13 protein-coding genes are annotated in these 15,623 nt (G+C 66.2%); 10 read left to right on the top strand and 3 right to left on the bottom strand.

What is annotated here, in order from left to right; translation table 11 throughout:
- Positions 1–29: 29 nt before the first annotated feature.
- The 3 genes from ABUE31_RS05815 to ABUE31_RS05805 form a co-directional block, all read right to left on the bottom strand.
- Positions 30–1,826, bottom strand: a complete 1,797-nt coding sequence (locus ABUE31_RS05815; RefSeq protein WP_367722596.1) for a TRAP transporter large permease — start codon at positions 1,824–1,826, stop codon at positions 30–32.
- Positions 1,823–2,407: a TRAP transporter small permease subunit gene (locus tag ABUE31_RS05810; RefSeq protein WP_367722595.1), complete on the bottom strand. Its 585-nt coding sequence runs from the start codon at positions 2,405–2,407 to the stop codon at positions 1,823–1,825. The genes ABUE31_RS05815 and ABUE31_RS05810 overlap by 4 nt, the downstream gene beginning before the upstream one ends.
- A gap of 123 nt (positions 2,408–2,530) precedes the next feature.
- Positions 2,531–3,451 carry a branched-chain amino acid ABC transporter permease gene (locus ABUE31_RS05805; protein ID WP_367722594.1) on the bottom strand — a complete coding sequence of 307 codons (921 nt, stop codon included), beginning with the start codon at positions 3,449–3,451 and terminating at the stop codon, positions 2,531–2,533.
- A gap of 88 nt (positions 3,452–3,539) precedes the next feature.
- On the opposite strand from ABUE31_RS05805, the gene ABUE31_RS05800 reads away from it, so the two are divergent.
- The 10 genes from ABUE31_RS05800 (at position 3,540) to ABUE31_RS05755 (ending at position 15,623) form a co-directional block, all read left to right on the top strand.
- Positions 3,540–4,148 (top strand): CGNR zinc finger domain-containing protein, encoded by a 609-nt coding sequence (locus ABUE31_RS05800; protein WP_367722593.1) that lies wholly within the window; start codon positions 3,540–3,542, stop codon positions 4,146–4,148.
- Positions 4,141–4,677 (top strand): hypothetical protein, encoded by a 537-nt coding sequence (locus tag ABUE31_RS05795; protein WP_367722592.1) that lies wholly within the window; start codon positions 4,141–4,143, stop codon positions 4,675–4,677. The genes ABUE31_RS05800 and ABUE31_RS05795 overlap by 8 nt, the downstream gene beginning before the upstream one ends.
- A gap of 207 nt (positions 4,678–4,884) precedes the next feature.
- Positions 4,885–8,352, top strand: a complete 3,468-nt coding sequence (locus ABUE31_RS05790; RefSeq protein ID WP_367722591.1) for an indolepyruvate ferredoxin oxidoreductase family protein — start codon at positions 4,885–4,887, stop codon at positions 8,350–8,352.
- Positions 8,353–8,493: 141 nt separating this feature from the next.
- Entirely contained in the window at positions 8,494–10,809 is a 2,316-nt protein-coding gene (locus ABUE31_RS05785) for a putative bifunctional diguanylate cyclase/phosphodiesterase (protein ID WP_367722590.1), read from the top strand.
- A gap of 221 nt (positions 10,810–11,030) precedes the next feature.
- Positions 11,031–11,771 carry an N-acyl amino acid synthase FeeM domain-containing protein gene (locus ABUE31_RS05780; protein ID WP_367722589.1) on the top strand — a complete coding sequence of 247 codons (741 nt, stop codon included), beginning with the start codon at positions 11,031–11,033 and terminating at the stop codon, positions 11,769–11,771.
- A gap of 135 nt (positions 11,772–11,906) precedes the next feature.
- Entirely contained in the window at positions 11,907–12,056 is a 150-nt protein-coding gene (locus tag ABUE31_RS05775; RefSeq protein WP_367722588.1) for a DUF3096 domain-containing protein, read from the top strand.
- Positions 12,057–12,134: 78 nt separating this feature from the next.
- On the top strand, positions 12,135–13,442 hold the full coding sequence (locus tag ABUE31_RS05770; protein ID WP_367722587.1) for an ABC transporter substrate-binding protein: 1,308 nt from the start codon (positions 12,135–12,137) through the stop codon (positions 13,440–13,442).
- Positions 13,443–13,586: 144 nt separating this feature from the next.
- Positions 13,587–13,835 carry an aa3-type cytochrome c oxidase subunit IV gene (locus ABUE31_RS05765; protein ID WP_367722586.1) on the top strand — a complete coding sequence of 83 codons (249 nt, stop codon included), beginning with the start codon at positions 13,587–13,589 and terminating at the stop codon, positions 13,833–13,835.
- A gap of 79 nt (positions 13,836–13,914) precedes the next feature.
- Positions 13,915–15,204 carry a Re/Si-specific NAD(P)(+) transhydrogenase subunit alpha gene (locus ABUE31_RS05760; protein WP_367722585.1) on the top strand — a complete coding sequence of 430 codons (1,290 nt, stop codon included), beginning with the start codon at positions 13,915–13,917 and terminating at the stop codon, positions 15,202–15,204.
- The gene (locus ABUE31_RS05755; protein ID WP_367722584.1) at positions 15,204–15,623 is read left to right on the top strand and encodes a proton-translocating transhydrogenase family protein; all 420 of its coding nucleotides are present in this window, start codon (positions 15,204–15,206) and stop codon (positions 15,621–15,623) included. The genes ABUE31_RS05760 and ABUE31_RS05755 overlap by 1 nt, the downstream gene beginning before the upstream one ends.

Below are 15,623 nucleotides of genomic sequence, written 5' to 3'. Positions count from 1 at the left end.
GGCCTTTTTGCATCGTGCGGAATGCCGCGTCAGTTGAACGCCGGCGGCTGCGAGAGGTCGTTGGCCGGCGGCGCGGGCTCGGCCGGCTTCTCGCCGAAGCTCGGCGGCGCCGACAGGTCATTGGCGGGCGGCGCTGAAGTGGCGGGCGCCCCGTCGGCCGGCGGAGCGCCGAGCGGCGGCAGTCCGAGGCCCGGCAGTCCAGGACCGCTGTCGCCGCCGAGAGGCGGCAGGACGATCTCGACATTGGCCGGGTCGACCGTCTCGCCCTTGTAGTGCATCACCATCTGCGGGAATGCGATGGTCAGGCCCACCATGATGATCTGGATGCAGACGAACGGCACCGCGCCCCAGTAGATCTGCCCGGTCGTGACCGGCGCGATCTGCTTGCCGGTGATGCGGTCGAGATAGGGCACACGCGCGGCGACCGAGCGCAGGTAGAACAGCGCGAAGCCGAACGGCGGATGCATGAAGCTTGTCTGCATGTTGATGCCGAGCAGGATGCCGAACCAGATCAGGTCGATGCCGAGACGGTCGGCGGCCGGCGCCAGCAGCGGCACGATGATGAAGGCCAGCTCGAAGAAGTCGAGGAAGAAGGCGAGAAAGAAGACCAGGATGTTGACGGCGATCAGGAAGCCGGTTTCGCCGCCTGGCAGCGACACCAGCAGGTGCTCGACCCAGAGATGGCCGTTCACGCCGTAGAAGGTCAGCGAAAACACCCGGGCGCCGATCAGGATGAACATGACGAAGGCCGAGAGACGCGTAGTCGAGGCCAGCGCCTGCCGGATGACGTCGAGGGTCAGGCGGCCCTTGGCCGCAGCCATGATCAGGGCGCCGACGGCGCCCATGGCGCCGCCCTCGGTCGGCGTCGCGACGCCGAGGAAGATGGTGCCGAGGACGAGGAAGATCAGCGCCAGCGGCGGGATCAGCACGATGATGACCTGCTGGGCCAGCCGCGACATCAGGTTGAGGCCGAGCGTCCGGTCGGCGATGGCCACCGCATAGATGACGGCGACGCCGACGGTGGCGCCGAGAATGTCGGCGTTGGCGCCGTGCGCCGGCGTCAGGTAGACGTGGGCGGCATAGGCGATCGCGGCGGCGACGATCAGTGCGACGATGAGCGACGTCACGCCGTGCCCGAGGGTGCGCGCTTCGGGTGGAAGCGCAGGCATGGAATCGCGCTTCAGGAACGAGAGGACGAGCACGTAGCCCATGTAGAGGCTGGTGAGGATGAGGCCGGGGATGATGGCGCCTGCATACATGTCGCCGACCGAACGGCCGAGCTGATCGGCGAGCACGATCAGGACGAGAGACGGCGGGATGATCTGGGCGAGCGTGCCTGAGGCGGCGATGACGCCGGTGGCGGCGCGCCTGTCATAGCCGTAGCGCAGCATGATCGGCAGCGAGATCAGCCCCATCGCGATGACCGACGCGGCGACGACGCCGGTGGTGGCCGCCAGCAGCGCGCCGACGATGATCACGGCATAGGCGAGGCCGCCGCGCACAGGCCCGAACAGCTGGCCGATGGTGTCGAGAAGATCCTCGGCCATGCCGGAACGCTCCAGCACGATGCCCATGAAGGTGAAAAACGGGATGGCGAGCAGCGTCTCGTTCGACATGACGCCCCAGAAGCGTTCCGGGAGGGCATAGAGCAGCGGCCAGGAGAGGTGAATCGTGTCGTTGGAATAGGGCGCCAGTTCGACGGCGATGAAGAAGAAGAGCAGGCCGTTGGCGGCGAGCGAGAAGGCGACCGGGTATCCGATGAGAAGGAAGATGACGAGCGAGGCGAACATGATCGGCGCCATGTTCTGGGCGATGAACTCGATCACGGGCGGGTCTCCCCGGCGAGCGCCTTGCCTTCAAGTTCGGCCTGTTCGTGGGCGGAGACGAAGGGTGTCGGATCGTCCATGTCGCCGCGTATGATGGCGATCTTCTTGATGATTTCGGACACGCCCTGGAGTCCAAGCTGGAGGAAGCCGATGAGAAGCAGCGCCTTGGCGGGCCACAGGATGAGGCCGCCCGCGCTCGACGACATTTCTCCGGACCTGACGGAAAGGCTCACATAGGGTACGAAATAGAAGATCATCAGCACGACGAAGGGCATCAGGAAGAAGACGTGCCCGAAGAGGTCGATCCAGTGCTGCACGCGGCGCGAAAACGCGCCGTAGACGACGTCGATGCGGATGTGCTCGTTCTGCCGAAGCGTGTAGGCGGCGGCGAGCAGGAAGGCGGCGCCGAACAGATACCACTGCAGTTCCAGCCAGGCGTTGGACGACGTGTTCAGGGCCTTGCGGATCACGGCATTGGCCGCGCTGACGAGAATGGCCAGCAGGATGAGCCAGGAGACGGCGCGGCCGACCACCTCGTTGAAACGATCGATACCCCGCGAAAGCGCGAGCAATCCCGACATCGGATACCTCCCATTTCGCCGAGCCCGTTGTGGGTCGCCGGCTTGGAACGGTATGCCGCCGGTCGCGGCCAGCGTCAACAACGGTGGCTTAATGCGTTGGTCCATGCCCTAGGGGAAGGGTGCTCAACTCCGCGTGACGTCGATGCGCCCCGCTGCGGTTTCGCCGCTTCTCGACAGAAGCAGGAGCGCGACGAGGAAGGCGAACATCCAGGCGTCGCGCCATTCGAGCGGGAAGTACCCGGCCCAGAGGGATTCGGCGATGCCGAAGCAGGCGGCGCCGAGCGCCGCCCTGAGCGGGTCGCGATAACCGCCAACCGCCGTCACGAAGAGGACCTTGAGCCCGTAGACCAGACCGGTCCCGAAGCTGATGTTGCCGTAGTAGAGGGCGGCCATCACGCCGGCGAGCGCGGCGAGGAGCGCGCCGCCGATCACCGCCGCGTGGAAGACAGCGATGACGTCGATGCCGCACATCGCGGCCGCGGCCGGATCGTCGCTGACCGCGCGCCAGTAGCGGCCGAGGCGCGATGTCGACAGGATTGCGGCCGCCAACCCGATCACCGCGACCGCCAGCGCGCAGTTGGCGAGCTGGATCACCGTCAGCGTCACCGCGAATCCGTCCGCCGCCAGGAAGGTGACCGTGCGGGCAAGCATCGGCGGCAGCCAGAAGTCGCGTGTTTCGGCGGCGAGGCGGGCGAGTTCCATCAACACTAGCGCGACGCCGAGGGTGGCGACGACGATGGCGTTGGGCGATCGCGAGGCGAGCGGCAGGAACACGCTTCGCGACAGCACCACGCCGGTCAGCGCCGCATAGGCGAAGGCGGCGACGATGCCGAGGGCGACGGTCGCCGGCAGCGTCAGCCACAGAACGTTCCAGCCATAGACGGCGACGAGGACGAGCACCTGGCCGGCGAAGGCGAAGACCGGGCCGTGCGCGAGGTTGGTGCGCTTCAGGACGCCGTTGGTCAGCACGTAGCCGAAGGCCAGCAGCGCGTAGAGCGCGCCGGCGTGGAGGCCGTTCAGTACCTGCTGCAGGAAATAGAGCATGTGCCTGGTCGTCCGGCGGGTGCCGCAAACCAACACTGGCCAGTCGATTCTAACTTGTCAAATACATAATGCCAGTTAGAATTTGGCTATGGCGGTTCTCTGGAACAGGCACAGGTTCTCCGGCGGCCTTCTCATCCTCGACGCGACGAACACGGTCGTGCTGCGGGGCGACGCGGCGCGGTCCTTCGATCGTTTCGGCGATGCGGGGGAGATCGCCCGCTTCGCCTCGGTCGCAAGCGTCATGCGGTCGACGGAACTGGGCGGCCGGGCGCTGTCGTTCGAGCCGTCCGGCGGCGCGGTCCGTCAGGTGATGGACATGCGCGAAGCGGCCGACCGGCTTTTCCGCTCCGCTGCTTCGTCGGGCGAACTGCGCGTCGCGGATCTGTCGGCCGTGCTGCGGCGGTGCGGCGCCTGTCTCGACGGCGCCGACGAGGCGGTCGGCGGGCAGGGCCGGCCTTTCGGCAATCCGGCGCGGCCGATGCGCCTGGAGGCGGCGCTCGCCGTTTCGGCGCTCGGCCTGCTTGCCGGCGACGTCTGGCGAAAAATCCGCATCTGCGCCAACTGCAACTGGCTGTTCGTCGACAGGAGCCGCAACGGCAGCCGGCTCTGGTGCGACATGGCCGTCTGCGGCAATCGCCGCAAGGCGCGCAGGCACTATGCGCGCAAGGTCGCCGAAAGGGAGCTGGAAGATGGCTAGGCTGCGGATATCACGATCGGCCGGAGCCCTGCTCCTGCTTGGTCTTTTCGCCGTGTCGGCGTGCCGCGACACCGGCGGCGCCGAGGACGCGTTCTTCGAGGTCGGCGGCAAGCTGTTCGTCTTCAACTACCGCGTCGCGACGGCCCGCTATCTGGTCAACCTCAATCCCTTGCGGCCGATCGAGGCCGGCCAGACGGCGGTCGCGCGGTTCGAGGACCCCGCCGGAGGCGACGACATAGAGGTCAGGCAGGCGATCTGGCCGAAGCTGTCGAAGACGACGATCGAAAGCCCGCCCGTTCGCTGCGTCGTGAAGGACCGGCCCTACAAGGTGTCGATCCGGATCGAGGGGCCGGAAGGCAAACTGTTGCAGTCGATCGAGACGACGATAACCTCCTCGGAGAATCAGGACCTGCTGCCGGATCGGCCGCTGGTCGTTGGCCCATTCTACACGAGCAATCCCGATCTGGCCGGCAGGCCCGACGGCAAGCTGCCCGGCGAAGACCAAGCCACCTGTCCGGCGGCGACCTAGCCGCAGCCCAAACGCAGGAATCGTGCGCTACGGCGCGTGAGCCAGCCAGATCGTTGCCGGGCCGCAGGTCGCGCCGACCGCGTCTTGCTCATTGTTTAGGAACGCGGAATTCGTTTGACCTTGCATCCAAGCAGGGAAACACTGCCGCTACGCAACCTACGTTGGCCTTCCTGAGTTTTCAGGCCGACCCGCGCAGAGGACGTGCCGATGACGCTTCACGACGTTGCGCTCGACGACCGTTTCGACCTCGCCAAGGACCGCGTCTTCCTGACCGGCGCGCAGGCGATCGTCCGGATGCTGCTGATGCAGCGCGAGCGCGACCGGCTGGCCGGGCTGAACACCGCAGGTTTCGTCTCCGGCTATCGCGGCTCGCCGCTAGGCGGGCTCGACCAGCAGTTCTGGCGCGCCAGGAAGGCGCTTGCCGATTCCGACATCGTGTTCCAGCCGGGGCTCAACGAGGAACTCGCCGCGACCGCGTGCTGGGGCTCGCAACAGACCGAACTGATGGGCGAAGGCAAGCACGACGGGGTTTTCTCGGTCTGGTACGGCAAGGGTCCGGGCGTCGACCGCTCGGGCGACGTGTTCCGCCACGCCAACCTGGCGGGTTCCTCGAAACATGGCGGCGTTCTCGCCCTGATGGGCGACGACCACACGGCGGAATCCTCGACCAACGCGCATGCGACGGAATTCCTGTTCGTCGACACGATGATCCCGATTCTCAACCCGGCCGGCGTGCAGGAACTCATCGAATACGGCCTCTACGGCTTTGCGCTCTCGCGCTTCGCCGGAACCTGGGCGGCCATCAAGTGCGTCAAGGACAACATCGAATCGACCGCGTCGGTGGAAGCGTCGCTCGACCGCTTCGGCGTGACGATCCCCGACTTCGACATGCCGCCCGGCGGCTTCAACATTCGCCACGAGATCGATTTCCTGGGACAGGAAGCGCGGCTGCACGAATACAAGCGCGCCGCCGCCGCCGCCTTCGTCAGGGCCAACGGCCTGAACCGGACGGTCTATTCGGGCGGCCGTGACGCGAAGCTCGGCATCATCACGGTCGGCAAGAGCTATCTCGACGTGCGCCAGGCGCTCGACGACATCGGCGTCGACGAGGCCAAGGCGAACGCGATCGGCGTGCGGCTCTTCAAGGTGGGTTGCCCATGGCCGCTGGACATCGAACACCTCAGGGATTTCGCCCGCGGGCTCGAGATGATCGTGGTCGTCGAGGAGAAGCGGTCGCTGATCGAAGTACAGGTGCGTGAGGACCTGTACGGGACCGCGATGCAGCCGGTCGTGGTCGGCAAGAAGGATGAGCGCGGCGGATGGCTGTTCCCGGTCAAGGGCGCGCTCGATCCCAACGAGATCGCCATCGCGCTCGGCGAGCGCATCCTGAACGTCATCGGCCCCTCGGAGGAGATCGCGGCGCGCGTCGACAGGCTCCGCCAGTACCAGGCGATGCTCGCCGAGACCAAGGACATCGGCTCGCGAACGCCGTTCTTCTGTTCGGGCTGCCCGCACAATACGTCCACCAAGGTTCCCGACGGCTCGATCGCGGCGGCCGGCATCGGCTGCCATTTCATGGCGCTCTGGATGGACCGGTCGACTGTCGGCTTCACCCAGATGGGCGGCGAGGGCGCGCAGTGGGTGGGCCAGGCGCCGTTCTCGAAGCGCGAGCACATCTTCCAGAACCTGGGCGACGGCACCTACAACCATTCGGGCGTCCTGGCGCTGCGCTTCGCGCTCGCCGCCGGCGTCAACATCACCTACAAGATCCTCTACAACGATGCCGTCGCGATGACGGGCGGCCAGCCGCACGACGGCGGGCTCAGCGTCGACATGGTGGCGAGGCAGGTCGAGGCCGAGGGCGTCCGGCGCATCGCGGTCGTCTCCGACGATCCCGACCGCTACGACCGGACGATGTTCCCGGCGGGCGCGACGTTCAGCCATCGCGACGATCTCGACCGGGTCCAGCGCGAACTTCGCGACATCAAGGGCGTGAGCGTCCTGCTCTACGACCAGACCTGCGCTGCCGAGAAGCGCCGTCGGCGCAAGCGCGGCGACTATCCCGATCCGGACCGGCGGGTGATCATCAACGAACTGGTCTGCGAGGGCTGCGGCGACTGCGGCGTGGCATCGAACTGCGTGTCCGTGCAGCCCGTCGAGACGGAATTCGGGCGCAAGCGCCGGATCGATCAGTCGAGCTGCAACAAGGACTTTTCCTGCCTCGGCGGTTTCTGCCCGTCCTTCGTCACGGTGCACGGCGCGAAGCTCGGCCATGCCGAAGGCGCGGCCGGCGACGGCGACCCGCTCGACGGCGTGCCCGAGCCGGCGCCTCATGCGCTTGGCCCCGACGGGTGGGCTTCCATCGTCGACGGCGTCGGCGGCACCGGCGTCGTCACCATCGGGGCCATCCTTGGCATGGCGGCGCACCTGGAAGGCAAGGGCTGCGGCATGATCGACATGGCAGGCCTGGCCCAGAAGGGCGGATCGGTGTTCAGCCATGTCCGCATCGCCCGCAGCCCGGCCGAGATCCAGGCGATCCGCGTGTCGGCAGGCAAGGCAGACCTCGTGCTCGGCTGCGACCTCGTCGTATCGGGAGCGCGAAAGGTGCTCGCCGCGACGCGCGAGGACCATACGCTGTTCGTCGCCAACACCGCCGAGGTGATGCCGGGCGAGTTCACCCGCAACGCCGACTACTCGCTGCCGACCGAGCGGTTGAAGAAGGCCATTCGCGCCGCCGCAGGCGAGGGGAAGGCGCATTTCGTCGACGCGTCGCGCGCGGCGACCGTCCTGTTCGGCAATTCGCTCGGCGCCAACATGTTCCTGCTCGGCTTCGCCTACCAGTTCGGCGGCGTGCCGCTCGCCGCGCGGGCCATCGAACGAGCGATCGAAATCAACGGGCAGGCGGCGTCCATGAACGTCGCCGCCTTCCGCTGGGGGCGCCGCGCCGCGCATGAGCCCGACTTCGTCGCCGCACGCGTTGGGAAAGCGGCGGCGGGCGATGACAGGGCGCAGGGCCTCGACGATGTCATTGCCCGGCGCAAGGCGTTTCTCGCCGGCTACCAGAATGCCCGCTATGCCCGGCGCTATGCCGACCGGATCGCCGCGCTGCAGGCGGCGGAAACGCATGTCGCGCCGGGCTCGACGCAGATCACCGAGGCGGCGGCGCGAAACCTCTTCAAGCTTATGGCGATCAAGGACGAGTACGAGGTCGCCCGGCTCTACACGGACGGCTCGTTCGCGCGGCAGCTTTCACGCGAGTTCCAGTCCTACGACCGGCTGGAGTTCCATCTCGCCCCGCCGACCCTTGGCCGCACCAAGCCCGACGGAACGCCGAAGAAGTCGAATTTCGGGCCATGGATGATGACGGCCATGCGTGTCCTCGCGGTGTTTCGAGGCTTGCGCGGCACCGTGTTCGACGTGTTCGGCCGTTCCGAGGAGCGGCGTTTCGAACGCGCCCTGCTCGCGCAATACGAGGAGGACCTCGATCTGATCCAGCGTGTGCTGGAGCCCGGAAACGTCGATGTGGCGGCGGCGCTCGCCTCGGTTCCCTCGCTGATCCGCGGCTACGGACACGTCCGTCGCGGCAGCGCCGACGCCGCCTCGGGCGAGCGGGAGCGGCTTGTCGCCAGGCTGGCGGGCGCGCCGGCTTCGCCATCGCTGCAGGCCGCGGAGTGAGGCTGCTGGCATGTGCCGGCGGCCCGTCATGCCTTTGAATTCCGGGCTTTTCACGGGATCGATCCCGGGCAAAGAGGCGGCTTTCTAAGCCTTTCTTAATGCGATTGTGGCACTGCTGGGGTCCCAGGTCGGGAACCGCGCGTGACTGCAAGACGAAAACACGAGCTGCCGGACGACGTCTATATCCCGTTCGTGGAAACCCTTTTCCGCGACGGGTTCACGCTCGCCATTGGCATCTCGGCGCAGACCGCGCTGATCGGCCTGGTGTGGGCCAAGACCGGCAATTCGGCGTTCCTCGCCATCGTGATCTGCCTGCTCGCCGTGGGTTTCGTTCGCGTCCTCAACATGCGCCGGTTCGCGTCGCTGCCGCCGATCACCACGCGCGAGGAGGCGCGCAAGCGCGAGAACCACTACATCGTCTACGGCGCCATGCACGGCGTCACGCTCGGCACGTTCAGCCTGGTCGCCATCTACACGGCGCAGGACAGCTTCTCGGAAATCGCCGCGGTCTGCATCTCGCTGGCCACCGCCACCGGCATTGCCGGCCGCAACTACGGCTCGCCGCGCATGGTGATCATCCTGATCGTCTCGCTGACCTGCCCGATGTCGCTCGGCTTCATCCTGCGCGGCGACTTCTACCACGTCGCGCTCGGCCTGCTTTCGGCGCCGTTCCTGCTCGCCATCCACCGCTACGCGATGACCGTCCGGGACGTGCTGTTCACCGCCATTTCCGCGGAAAAGCGGGCGAACCGCATTGCCGAGCGCTTCAATCGCGCGCTCAACACGATGTCGCACGGGCTGGTCATGCTCGGGCCGCGCGGCCGCGTCGTCGTGGCCAATGCGGAAGCCGCGCACCTGATGTCGTTCAAGTCGCCCGACGCGCTGCTCGGCCGGACCATCCATTCGATGCTGATGCGCGGCGTGGCGGGCGGAATGCTCGCGGCCAAGGACTGCGCCTTCATCGAGGGGCAACTGACGCGCGCCTTGCGCGAAGGGCGGAACCGCAAGGTTCTCGTTTCGCTGTCGAACGGCCAGCATTTCGAGTTCTCGGCGCGGGAGGGCAGCCAGGAACTCGGCGTCATCACCTTCGAAGACGTCACCCAGCGCGTCGATGCGGAGGAGAAGATCCGCTCGATGGCCCGCTATGACAACCTGACCGGCCTGCCGAACCGCGCCTATTTCCACGAGTTGGTCGGCGAGATCATGTCCACCGGCAGCCGCGACCGACTGTGCGGCCTCGCCGTACTCGACCTCGACGACTTCAAGAGCGTCAACGACACCCTCGGGCACCCCGTCGGCGACGGGCTCATCTACGCGGTGGCGGAGCGCCTGGCGGCGTTCGCGAGCGATACCGTCAAGGTCAGCCGGTTCGGCGGCGACGAATTCATGGTCTTCGTCGACCATGTCGACGATGCAAGTCACCTGTCGGACATCATCGACAGGATCTTCGCCGGTCTGCAGGGCGAAATCGACGTCGCCGGACATGCCCTGCGCGTCCAGGCGAGTGGCGGCGCGGTCCTGTCGCGGGTCGGCGATACCGATGTGGACGCCATGATCGTCAAGGCCGACCTGGCTCTCTACAAGGCCAAGGAACTCGGCAAGAACGACTGGCGGCTGTTCGAGGCGTCGATGGACGAGGCGTTCCGCAACCGGCAGCTGATGAAGGCCGACCTGCGCGTGGCGATCGAGTCCGGCGCGCTGCGGGTCGTCTACCAGCCGATCGTGGCAATGGACACGATGCGCATTTCCAGCTGCGAGGCGCTCTGCCGCTGGGAGCACCGCGACCTCGGGCCGATCTCGCCCGCCGTCTTCATTCCGCTCGCAGAAGAGATGGGCATGATCTCCGAGATCAGCCACTTCGTGCTTCAGGCGGCCTGCGGCGAGTGCGTCCGCTGGGCCGACCAGATCAGCGTGTCGGTGAACCTGTCCGCCAAGGATTTCCGCAACCGCGACGTCATCGACAAGGTCCGCAACGCGCTCGCCACGTCAGGACTGGCGCCGCATCGCCTCGAGATCGAGGTGACCGAGACGGCGCTGCTCGACGACAAGTCGCTCACCCGGCAGTATGTCGAGGAACTGAAGGCGCTCGGCGTGCGGATCGCGCTCGACGACTTCGGCACTGGCTATTCCAGCCTGAGCTACCTGCACAAGCTGCCGCTCGACAAGGTGAAGATCGACCGCAGCTTCCTGATGGACATCAGCCAGAACTCGCGCTCGCTGGAGCTGCTGAAGGGAACGGTCAGCCTGTCGCGCTCGCTCGGCCTGACGGTCACCATCGAGGGCGTGGAAACCTTCGAGCAGCTGAAGATACTGGCCTTGCAGGTCAAGCCGGACTTCGTCCAGGGCTTCCTGTTCGGGGCCGCGCTGACGGCGTCGGGCATCGACACGATGTCGAGCACGGTCTGGCCCTTCGCCAAGGATATCCGCGACGCCGGTCGCGCCGTCGCCGTCAGCTGAAGCCGCTTTCGCGCACTCCGATCCGCCCCTGACCGCGAGGAAATGAACGGCATTTTACGCTTGTTCGGCTCAATTTGCGTTTTGTTAAGGTTAACATGACGTAAATGCACCTCGTGGAATTTAAAAGTTTACATATTTCATGAATGTGCCGTACGCTCTTTGGAGCAGCGTGGGGGCCGAGCATGATTGCGCAGTTGGTGACACTTGACACGGATTCCGGAGTGACAAGTGAAAACGCGTCGCCAGAGGCGTCATCTTTCGTCCGTAAAGTAGAGTCGCTGCTCGAGCGGACCGAATACCGTCGTTGCGACAAGGGCGAAGATCTCGAGGACGTCTATCGCCTCAGATACAAGGCCTACCGGTCGAACGACATGGTCCCCTACAGCGACTCCCACATCATCCACGACGAGCTGGACGAAACGCCGAACGTCTATCGCTTCGGCATTTACGTCGACCAGCAACTGGTCAGCACGCTGCGCATCCATCACGTGACGTCCGCCACGCCGCTGTCACCCTCGTCCAAGGCGTTCGGCGACATCGTCTATCCGATGCTCGATGCGGGCGACACCTTCATCTGTCCGAGCCGCTTCGCTTCCGATCCCGAATGGACGCGCGTCTACCCGCAACTCCCCTACGTGGTGCTTCGCCTCGCGCCGATGGCGTGCTTCCACTTCCGCGCACCCTACGGCCTGTCGACCGTGCGCGAAGACCATGCCGGCTTCTACAAGCGCATCTACCATTCCGAGCAGATCAGCGAGCCGAGGTCGTATCCCGGGGTCTACAACAGGGTCATCCTGTTCCGGACGGACGCAAACAAGGACAGGGAAAGCCAGTTGAAGCGCTTTCCGTTCTTCAAGTCGACGCCGATGGAGCAGCGCATGCTGTTCGCCAAGCCGGCGAGGGGCGAGCTTCCGCCGCTGACAATCCTCCCTACGGCGAAATATTATCGCGAAGCGGCCTGAGTCGGCCGGCGTCCGTCGGCCCGTCGACAGGCGGCGCCCGCCTGCCGGCAATTGAACTTTCTGCTGGCGGCACCGTTGTCGGACGTCGCGCCGCACCGGCCGCAGGGGCGGCCGGACGATCGAGAGGAGATGTCCATGGACCTTGGCAACCTTCCGCTGACGCCGCTGATCTCGCTGATCGCGGGCGTCGTCATCCTGATCATGCCGCGCCTGCTCAACTACATCGTGGCGATCTACCTGATCGCCATCGGGCTGCTCGGCCTGTTCCCGCAACTGGGGGGATAGGCATTTCCGGATCATTCTCTAACGGGTGACAATCCTGTAAGGACGGCCCGACGAGGCTGAAGCGACAGGAGATATCCGATGGCCCGCAGGACATTCCGCATCGCTGTCGCGGCGGCGCTGGCGCTCATGTCGGCGTCGGCCGGCGCGCTTGCCGAGGATATCCTCAGCCTGCCGAACCTGTCCTACCGGTCGGGGCCATTTGCTTCCACGGGCGCACCGCTGATGAACGGCCAGCGCGACTACATGGCGATGATCAACGAGCGCGACGGCGGCATCAACGGCGTCAAGCTGGGCTATGAGGAGTGCGAGACCGGCTATTCGCTGCTCAAGGGCGTCGAGTGCTTCGAAAGGACGAAGGCGACGGGGATCGTCACGCAACCCTGGTCGACGGCGATCGCGCTGCAACTCCTGTCGCGGTCCAACGCCGACAGGATTCCGATCCTGACGCCCGGCTACGGTTTCTCCGCGGTGTCCGACGGCCAGATCTTCAAATGGGCGTTCAACCTGCCGGCGTCGTACTGGGACGGGGTCTCGATGATCCTGAGATATGTCTCGGACGGCAACCTGGAGGCCCTGAGAGGCAAGAAGATCGTGCTTCTGCATCTCGATGCTCCCTATGGCGAGGACCCGATTCCGCTCCTGCGGTCGCTCGCCGACAGGCACGGCTTCGCCTTCGTGCCGATCCCGGTCGGCATCAAGGAAATGCAGAACCAGTCGGCGCAGTGGCAGCGTATCGGCGTGGAGAACCCCGACCTCGTGCTTTTGTGGGGCTGGGGTACGATGAACGCGGGGGCGATCACCGAGGCGGTGAAGGTCGGCTTTCCGATGGACAGGTTCATCGGCATCTGGTGGTCGGGCCATGACGGCGACCTGAAAGGCGTCGGCGAGGCCGCCAAGGGCTATCGGTCGCTTTCCTGGAGCGCGCCGGTTTCCGACTCGCGGGCGATGCAGGACATCAAGAAATACGTGCTCGACCCGAAAAGGACGGAGATCGGCGAGGGCGAATTCGACTGGGTGTTCTACCAGCGCGGCGTCCTGATCTCGATGTTCACGGTCGAGGCGATCCGCGTGGCGCAGGAGCATTTCGACAGCCGGATCGTCAGCGCCGAGCAACTGCGCTGGGGTTTCGAGAACCTGAAGCTCGACGAAGCCCGGCTGGCGGAAATCGGCGTCACCGAAATGATCGCGCCGTTCGCGACCTCCTGCGAAGACCATACCGGCCATTCCGGCGCCTGGATGCTCGAATGGGACGGGTCGAAATTCGTCAAGCAGTCGGAGTTGCTGCAGGCCGACCAGGCGGTCATCGTCTCGCTGGTCGAGGCCGAGGCAAAGAAGTATGCCGAGGCCAACCGCCCCTGGGCCGTCAACGACGGCTGCGCGCCATAGCACGCCGAGTCCGCACGGCCGCCGTCCCGGATGCCGCCGGAGCCAAGGCGTCGACACACTTGTCGCAGGGGATGGACCAATCCTGCCATTGCCCTTGGCGCAGCTTTTCGATATGTGCCCCTGACAGCTATTCGGAGGGATCACATGGCCGACCATTCGCCGACCGGCCCCGTTGAGACGGGCGCGCAGATGGATTACCCCGAGCACGAGAAAACCTACAAGACGTTCATCGCGCTCGCCAAATACTGCACGATCGCGTGCGTGGCGTTGCTTGTCGCGATGGCGTTCGGTTTCTTCACCACGGCCGGCTTCTTCTCCGCCACCATCCTGTTCATCGTGGTCATCGGCGTGCTGAGCTTCGCCCTGCGCGACGTGCCGACGCACATCACCTGAACTGACCGAAGCCTGGGTCTTGTCGGGGGCGGCATCGGCCGCCCTTGGGCGCGGGGTTTCAGCCGAAAGGAGTGGCGCGGTGGGCCAAGTCGTATTCATCCCGAAAGAAATCGCGGGCGAGCCGCGTGTCGCCGCTTCGCCGGAAACGGTCAAGCGGCTTGCCGGCCTCGGTCTCGATGTTGTCGTTGAAGCCGGCGCCGGGCTCGGCTCGCGCATCACCGACGAAGAGTTCGTGAAGGCCGGCGGCTCGATAGGCAAGGCGTCGGATGCCGGGCGCGCCGATCTGGTGCTGAAGGTGCGCCGCCCGACCGAGGCGGAGCTCAAGGGCTACAAGCCGGGCGCGGCGGTGATCGCCACCATGGACCCCTACGGCAACGAAGCAGCGGTCGCCGCGATGGCCGGCGCCGGGGTGACGGCCTTCGCGATGGAGTTCATGCCGCGCATCTCCAGGGCGCAGTCGATGGACGTGCTTTCGTCCCAGGCCAATCTCGCCGGGTACCAGGCGGTGATCGACGGCGCCGGCGAATATGACCGGGCGCTGCCGATGATGATGACGGCGGCCGGCACGGTGCCCGCCGCCAAGGTCTTCATCATGGGCGTCGGGGTTGCCGGCCTGCAGGCCATCGCCACGGCGCGCCGCCTCGGCGCGGTCGTGACGGCGACCGATGTGCGCCCGGCAGTGAAGGAACAGGTGCAGTCGCTCGGCGCGAAGTTCCTGGCGGTCGAGGACGAGGAATTCAAGGCGGCCGAGACCGCCGGCGGCTACGCCAAGGAGATGTCCAAGGAGTATCAGGCGAAGCAGGCGGCGCTTACCGCAGAGCACATCGCCAAGCAGGACATCGTCATTACGACCGCGCTGATCCCGGGCCGTCCGGCCCCGAAGCTGGTGTCGGCCGCGATGGTGGCCTCGATGAAGCCGGGTTCGGTGCTGGTCGACCTCGCGGTGGAGCGTGGCGGCAATGTCGAGGGCGCCGAAGCCGGCAAGGTGGTGACCGCCGCCAACGGCGTGAAGATCGTCGGCCATCTCAACGTGCCCGGCCGTGTCGCCGCGTCCGCATCGCTGCTCTACGCCAAGAACCTCTACGCCTTCGTCGAGACCATGGTCGACAAGTCGACCAAGACCTTCGCGGTCAATCGCGAGGACGAACTGGTCAAGGCGACCATGCTGACCGACGGCGGTAAGGTGGTGCATTCGGCCTTCGCCAATGTCGCGGCCGCGCCGGCTGAAAAGCCGAAGGCGATCGTGCCGGGCCAGAACCGCGGCGACGATCCGGCCACGGATGCGGCGGAAGCCGCGCCGAAGAAGGCCGCGCCGAAGAAGGCGGCGGCGAAGAAGGCCGGCAAGCCGGAAACCGGGGGAGAGGGGTGATGGAAAAGACCGCGCTCGAACAGGCGCTCGACCAGCTCGACCAGGCGGTTGCGACGGCGCGCGCCGCGCTCGCCAATGTCGAGGTCGGGGCCGCCGCGGCGGGAGACGCCGCGCACGCGATCTCCGGCGGCGTCATCGACCCGTTTGTCTTCCGCTTCGCGATCTTCGTGCTGGCGATCTTCGTCGGATACTACGTCGTGTGGTCGGTTACGCCGGCGCTGCACACGCCGCTGATGGCGGTGACCAACGCGATCTCGTCGGTGATCGTTGTGGGCGCGCTGCTGGCCGTCGGCATCTCGGCCTCGGGCCTGGCGACCGGCTTCGGCTTCGTCGCGCTGGTGCTCGTGTCGGTCAACATCTTCGGCGGCTTCCTGGTCACCCAGCGCATGCTCGCCATGTACAAGAAGAAGGAGAAGTGA

It is taken from the genome of Mesorhizobium marinum, from assembly GCF_040813675.1.
Classification (GTDB): Bacteria; Pseudomonadota; Alphaproteobacteria; order Rhizobiales; family Rhizobiaceae; genus Mesorhizobium_K; species Mesorhizobium_K marinum.
The sequence above is the reverse complement of the archived record's forward strand: the minus strand, read 5'-3'. Positions and strand labels throughout refer to the sequence as shown.

Excerpts from the sequence above, each read along its gene's own strand:
- ABUE31_RS05810 (WP_367722595.1), bottom strand. The coding sequence starts at position 2,407 with ATGTCGGGATTGCTCGCGCTTTCGCGGGGTATCGATCGTTTCAACGAG.
- ABUE31_RS05795 (WP_367722592.1), top strand. The coding sequence starts at position 4,141 with ATGGCTAGGCTGCGGATATCACGATCGGCCGGAGCCCTGCTCCTGCTT.
- ABUE31_RS05770 (WP_367722587.1), top strand. The coding sequence starts at position 12,135 with ATGGCCCGCAGGACATTCCGCATCGCTGTCGCGGCGGCGCTGGCGCTC.
- ABUE31_RS05775 (WP_367722588.1), top strand. The coding sequence starts at position 11,907 with ATGGACCTTGGCAACCTTCCGCTGACGCCGCTGATCTCGCTGATCGCG.
- ABUE31_RS05755 (WP_367722584.1), top strand. The coding sequence starts at position 15,204 with ATGGAAAAGACCGCGCTCGAACAGGCGCTCGACCAGCTCGACCAGGCG.
- ABUE31_RS05765 (WP_367722586.1), top strand. The coding sequence starts at position 13,587 with ATGGCCGACCATTCGCCGACCGGCCCCGTTGAGACGGGCGCGCAGATG.
- ABUE31_RS05790 (WP_367722591.1), top strand. The coding sequence starts at position 4,885 with ATGACGCTTCACGACGTTGCGCTCGACGACCGTTTCGACCTCGCCAAG.
- ABUE31_RS05805 (WP_367722594.1), bottom strand. The coding sequence starts at position 3,451 with ATGCTCTATTTCCTGCAGCAGGTACTGAACGGCCTCCACGCCGGCGCG.
- ABUE31_RS05800 (WP_367722593.1), top strand. The coding sequence starts at position 3,540 with ATGGCGGTTCTCTGGAACAGGCACAGGTTCTCCGGCGGCCTTCTCATC.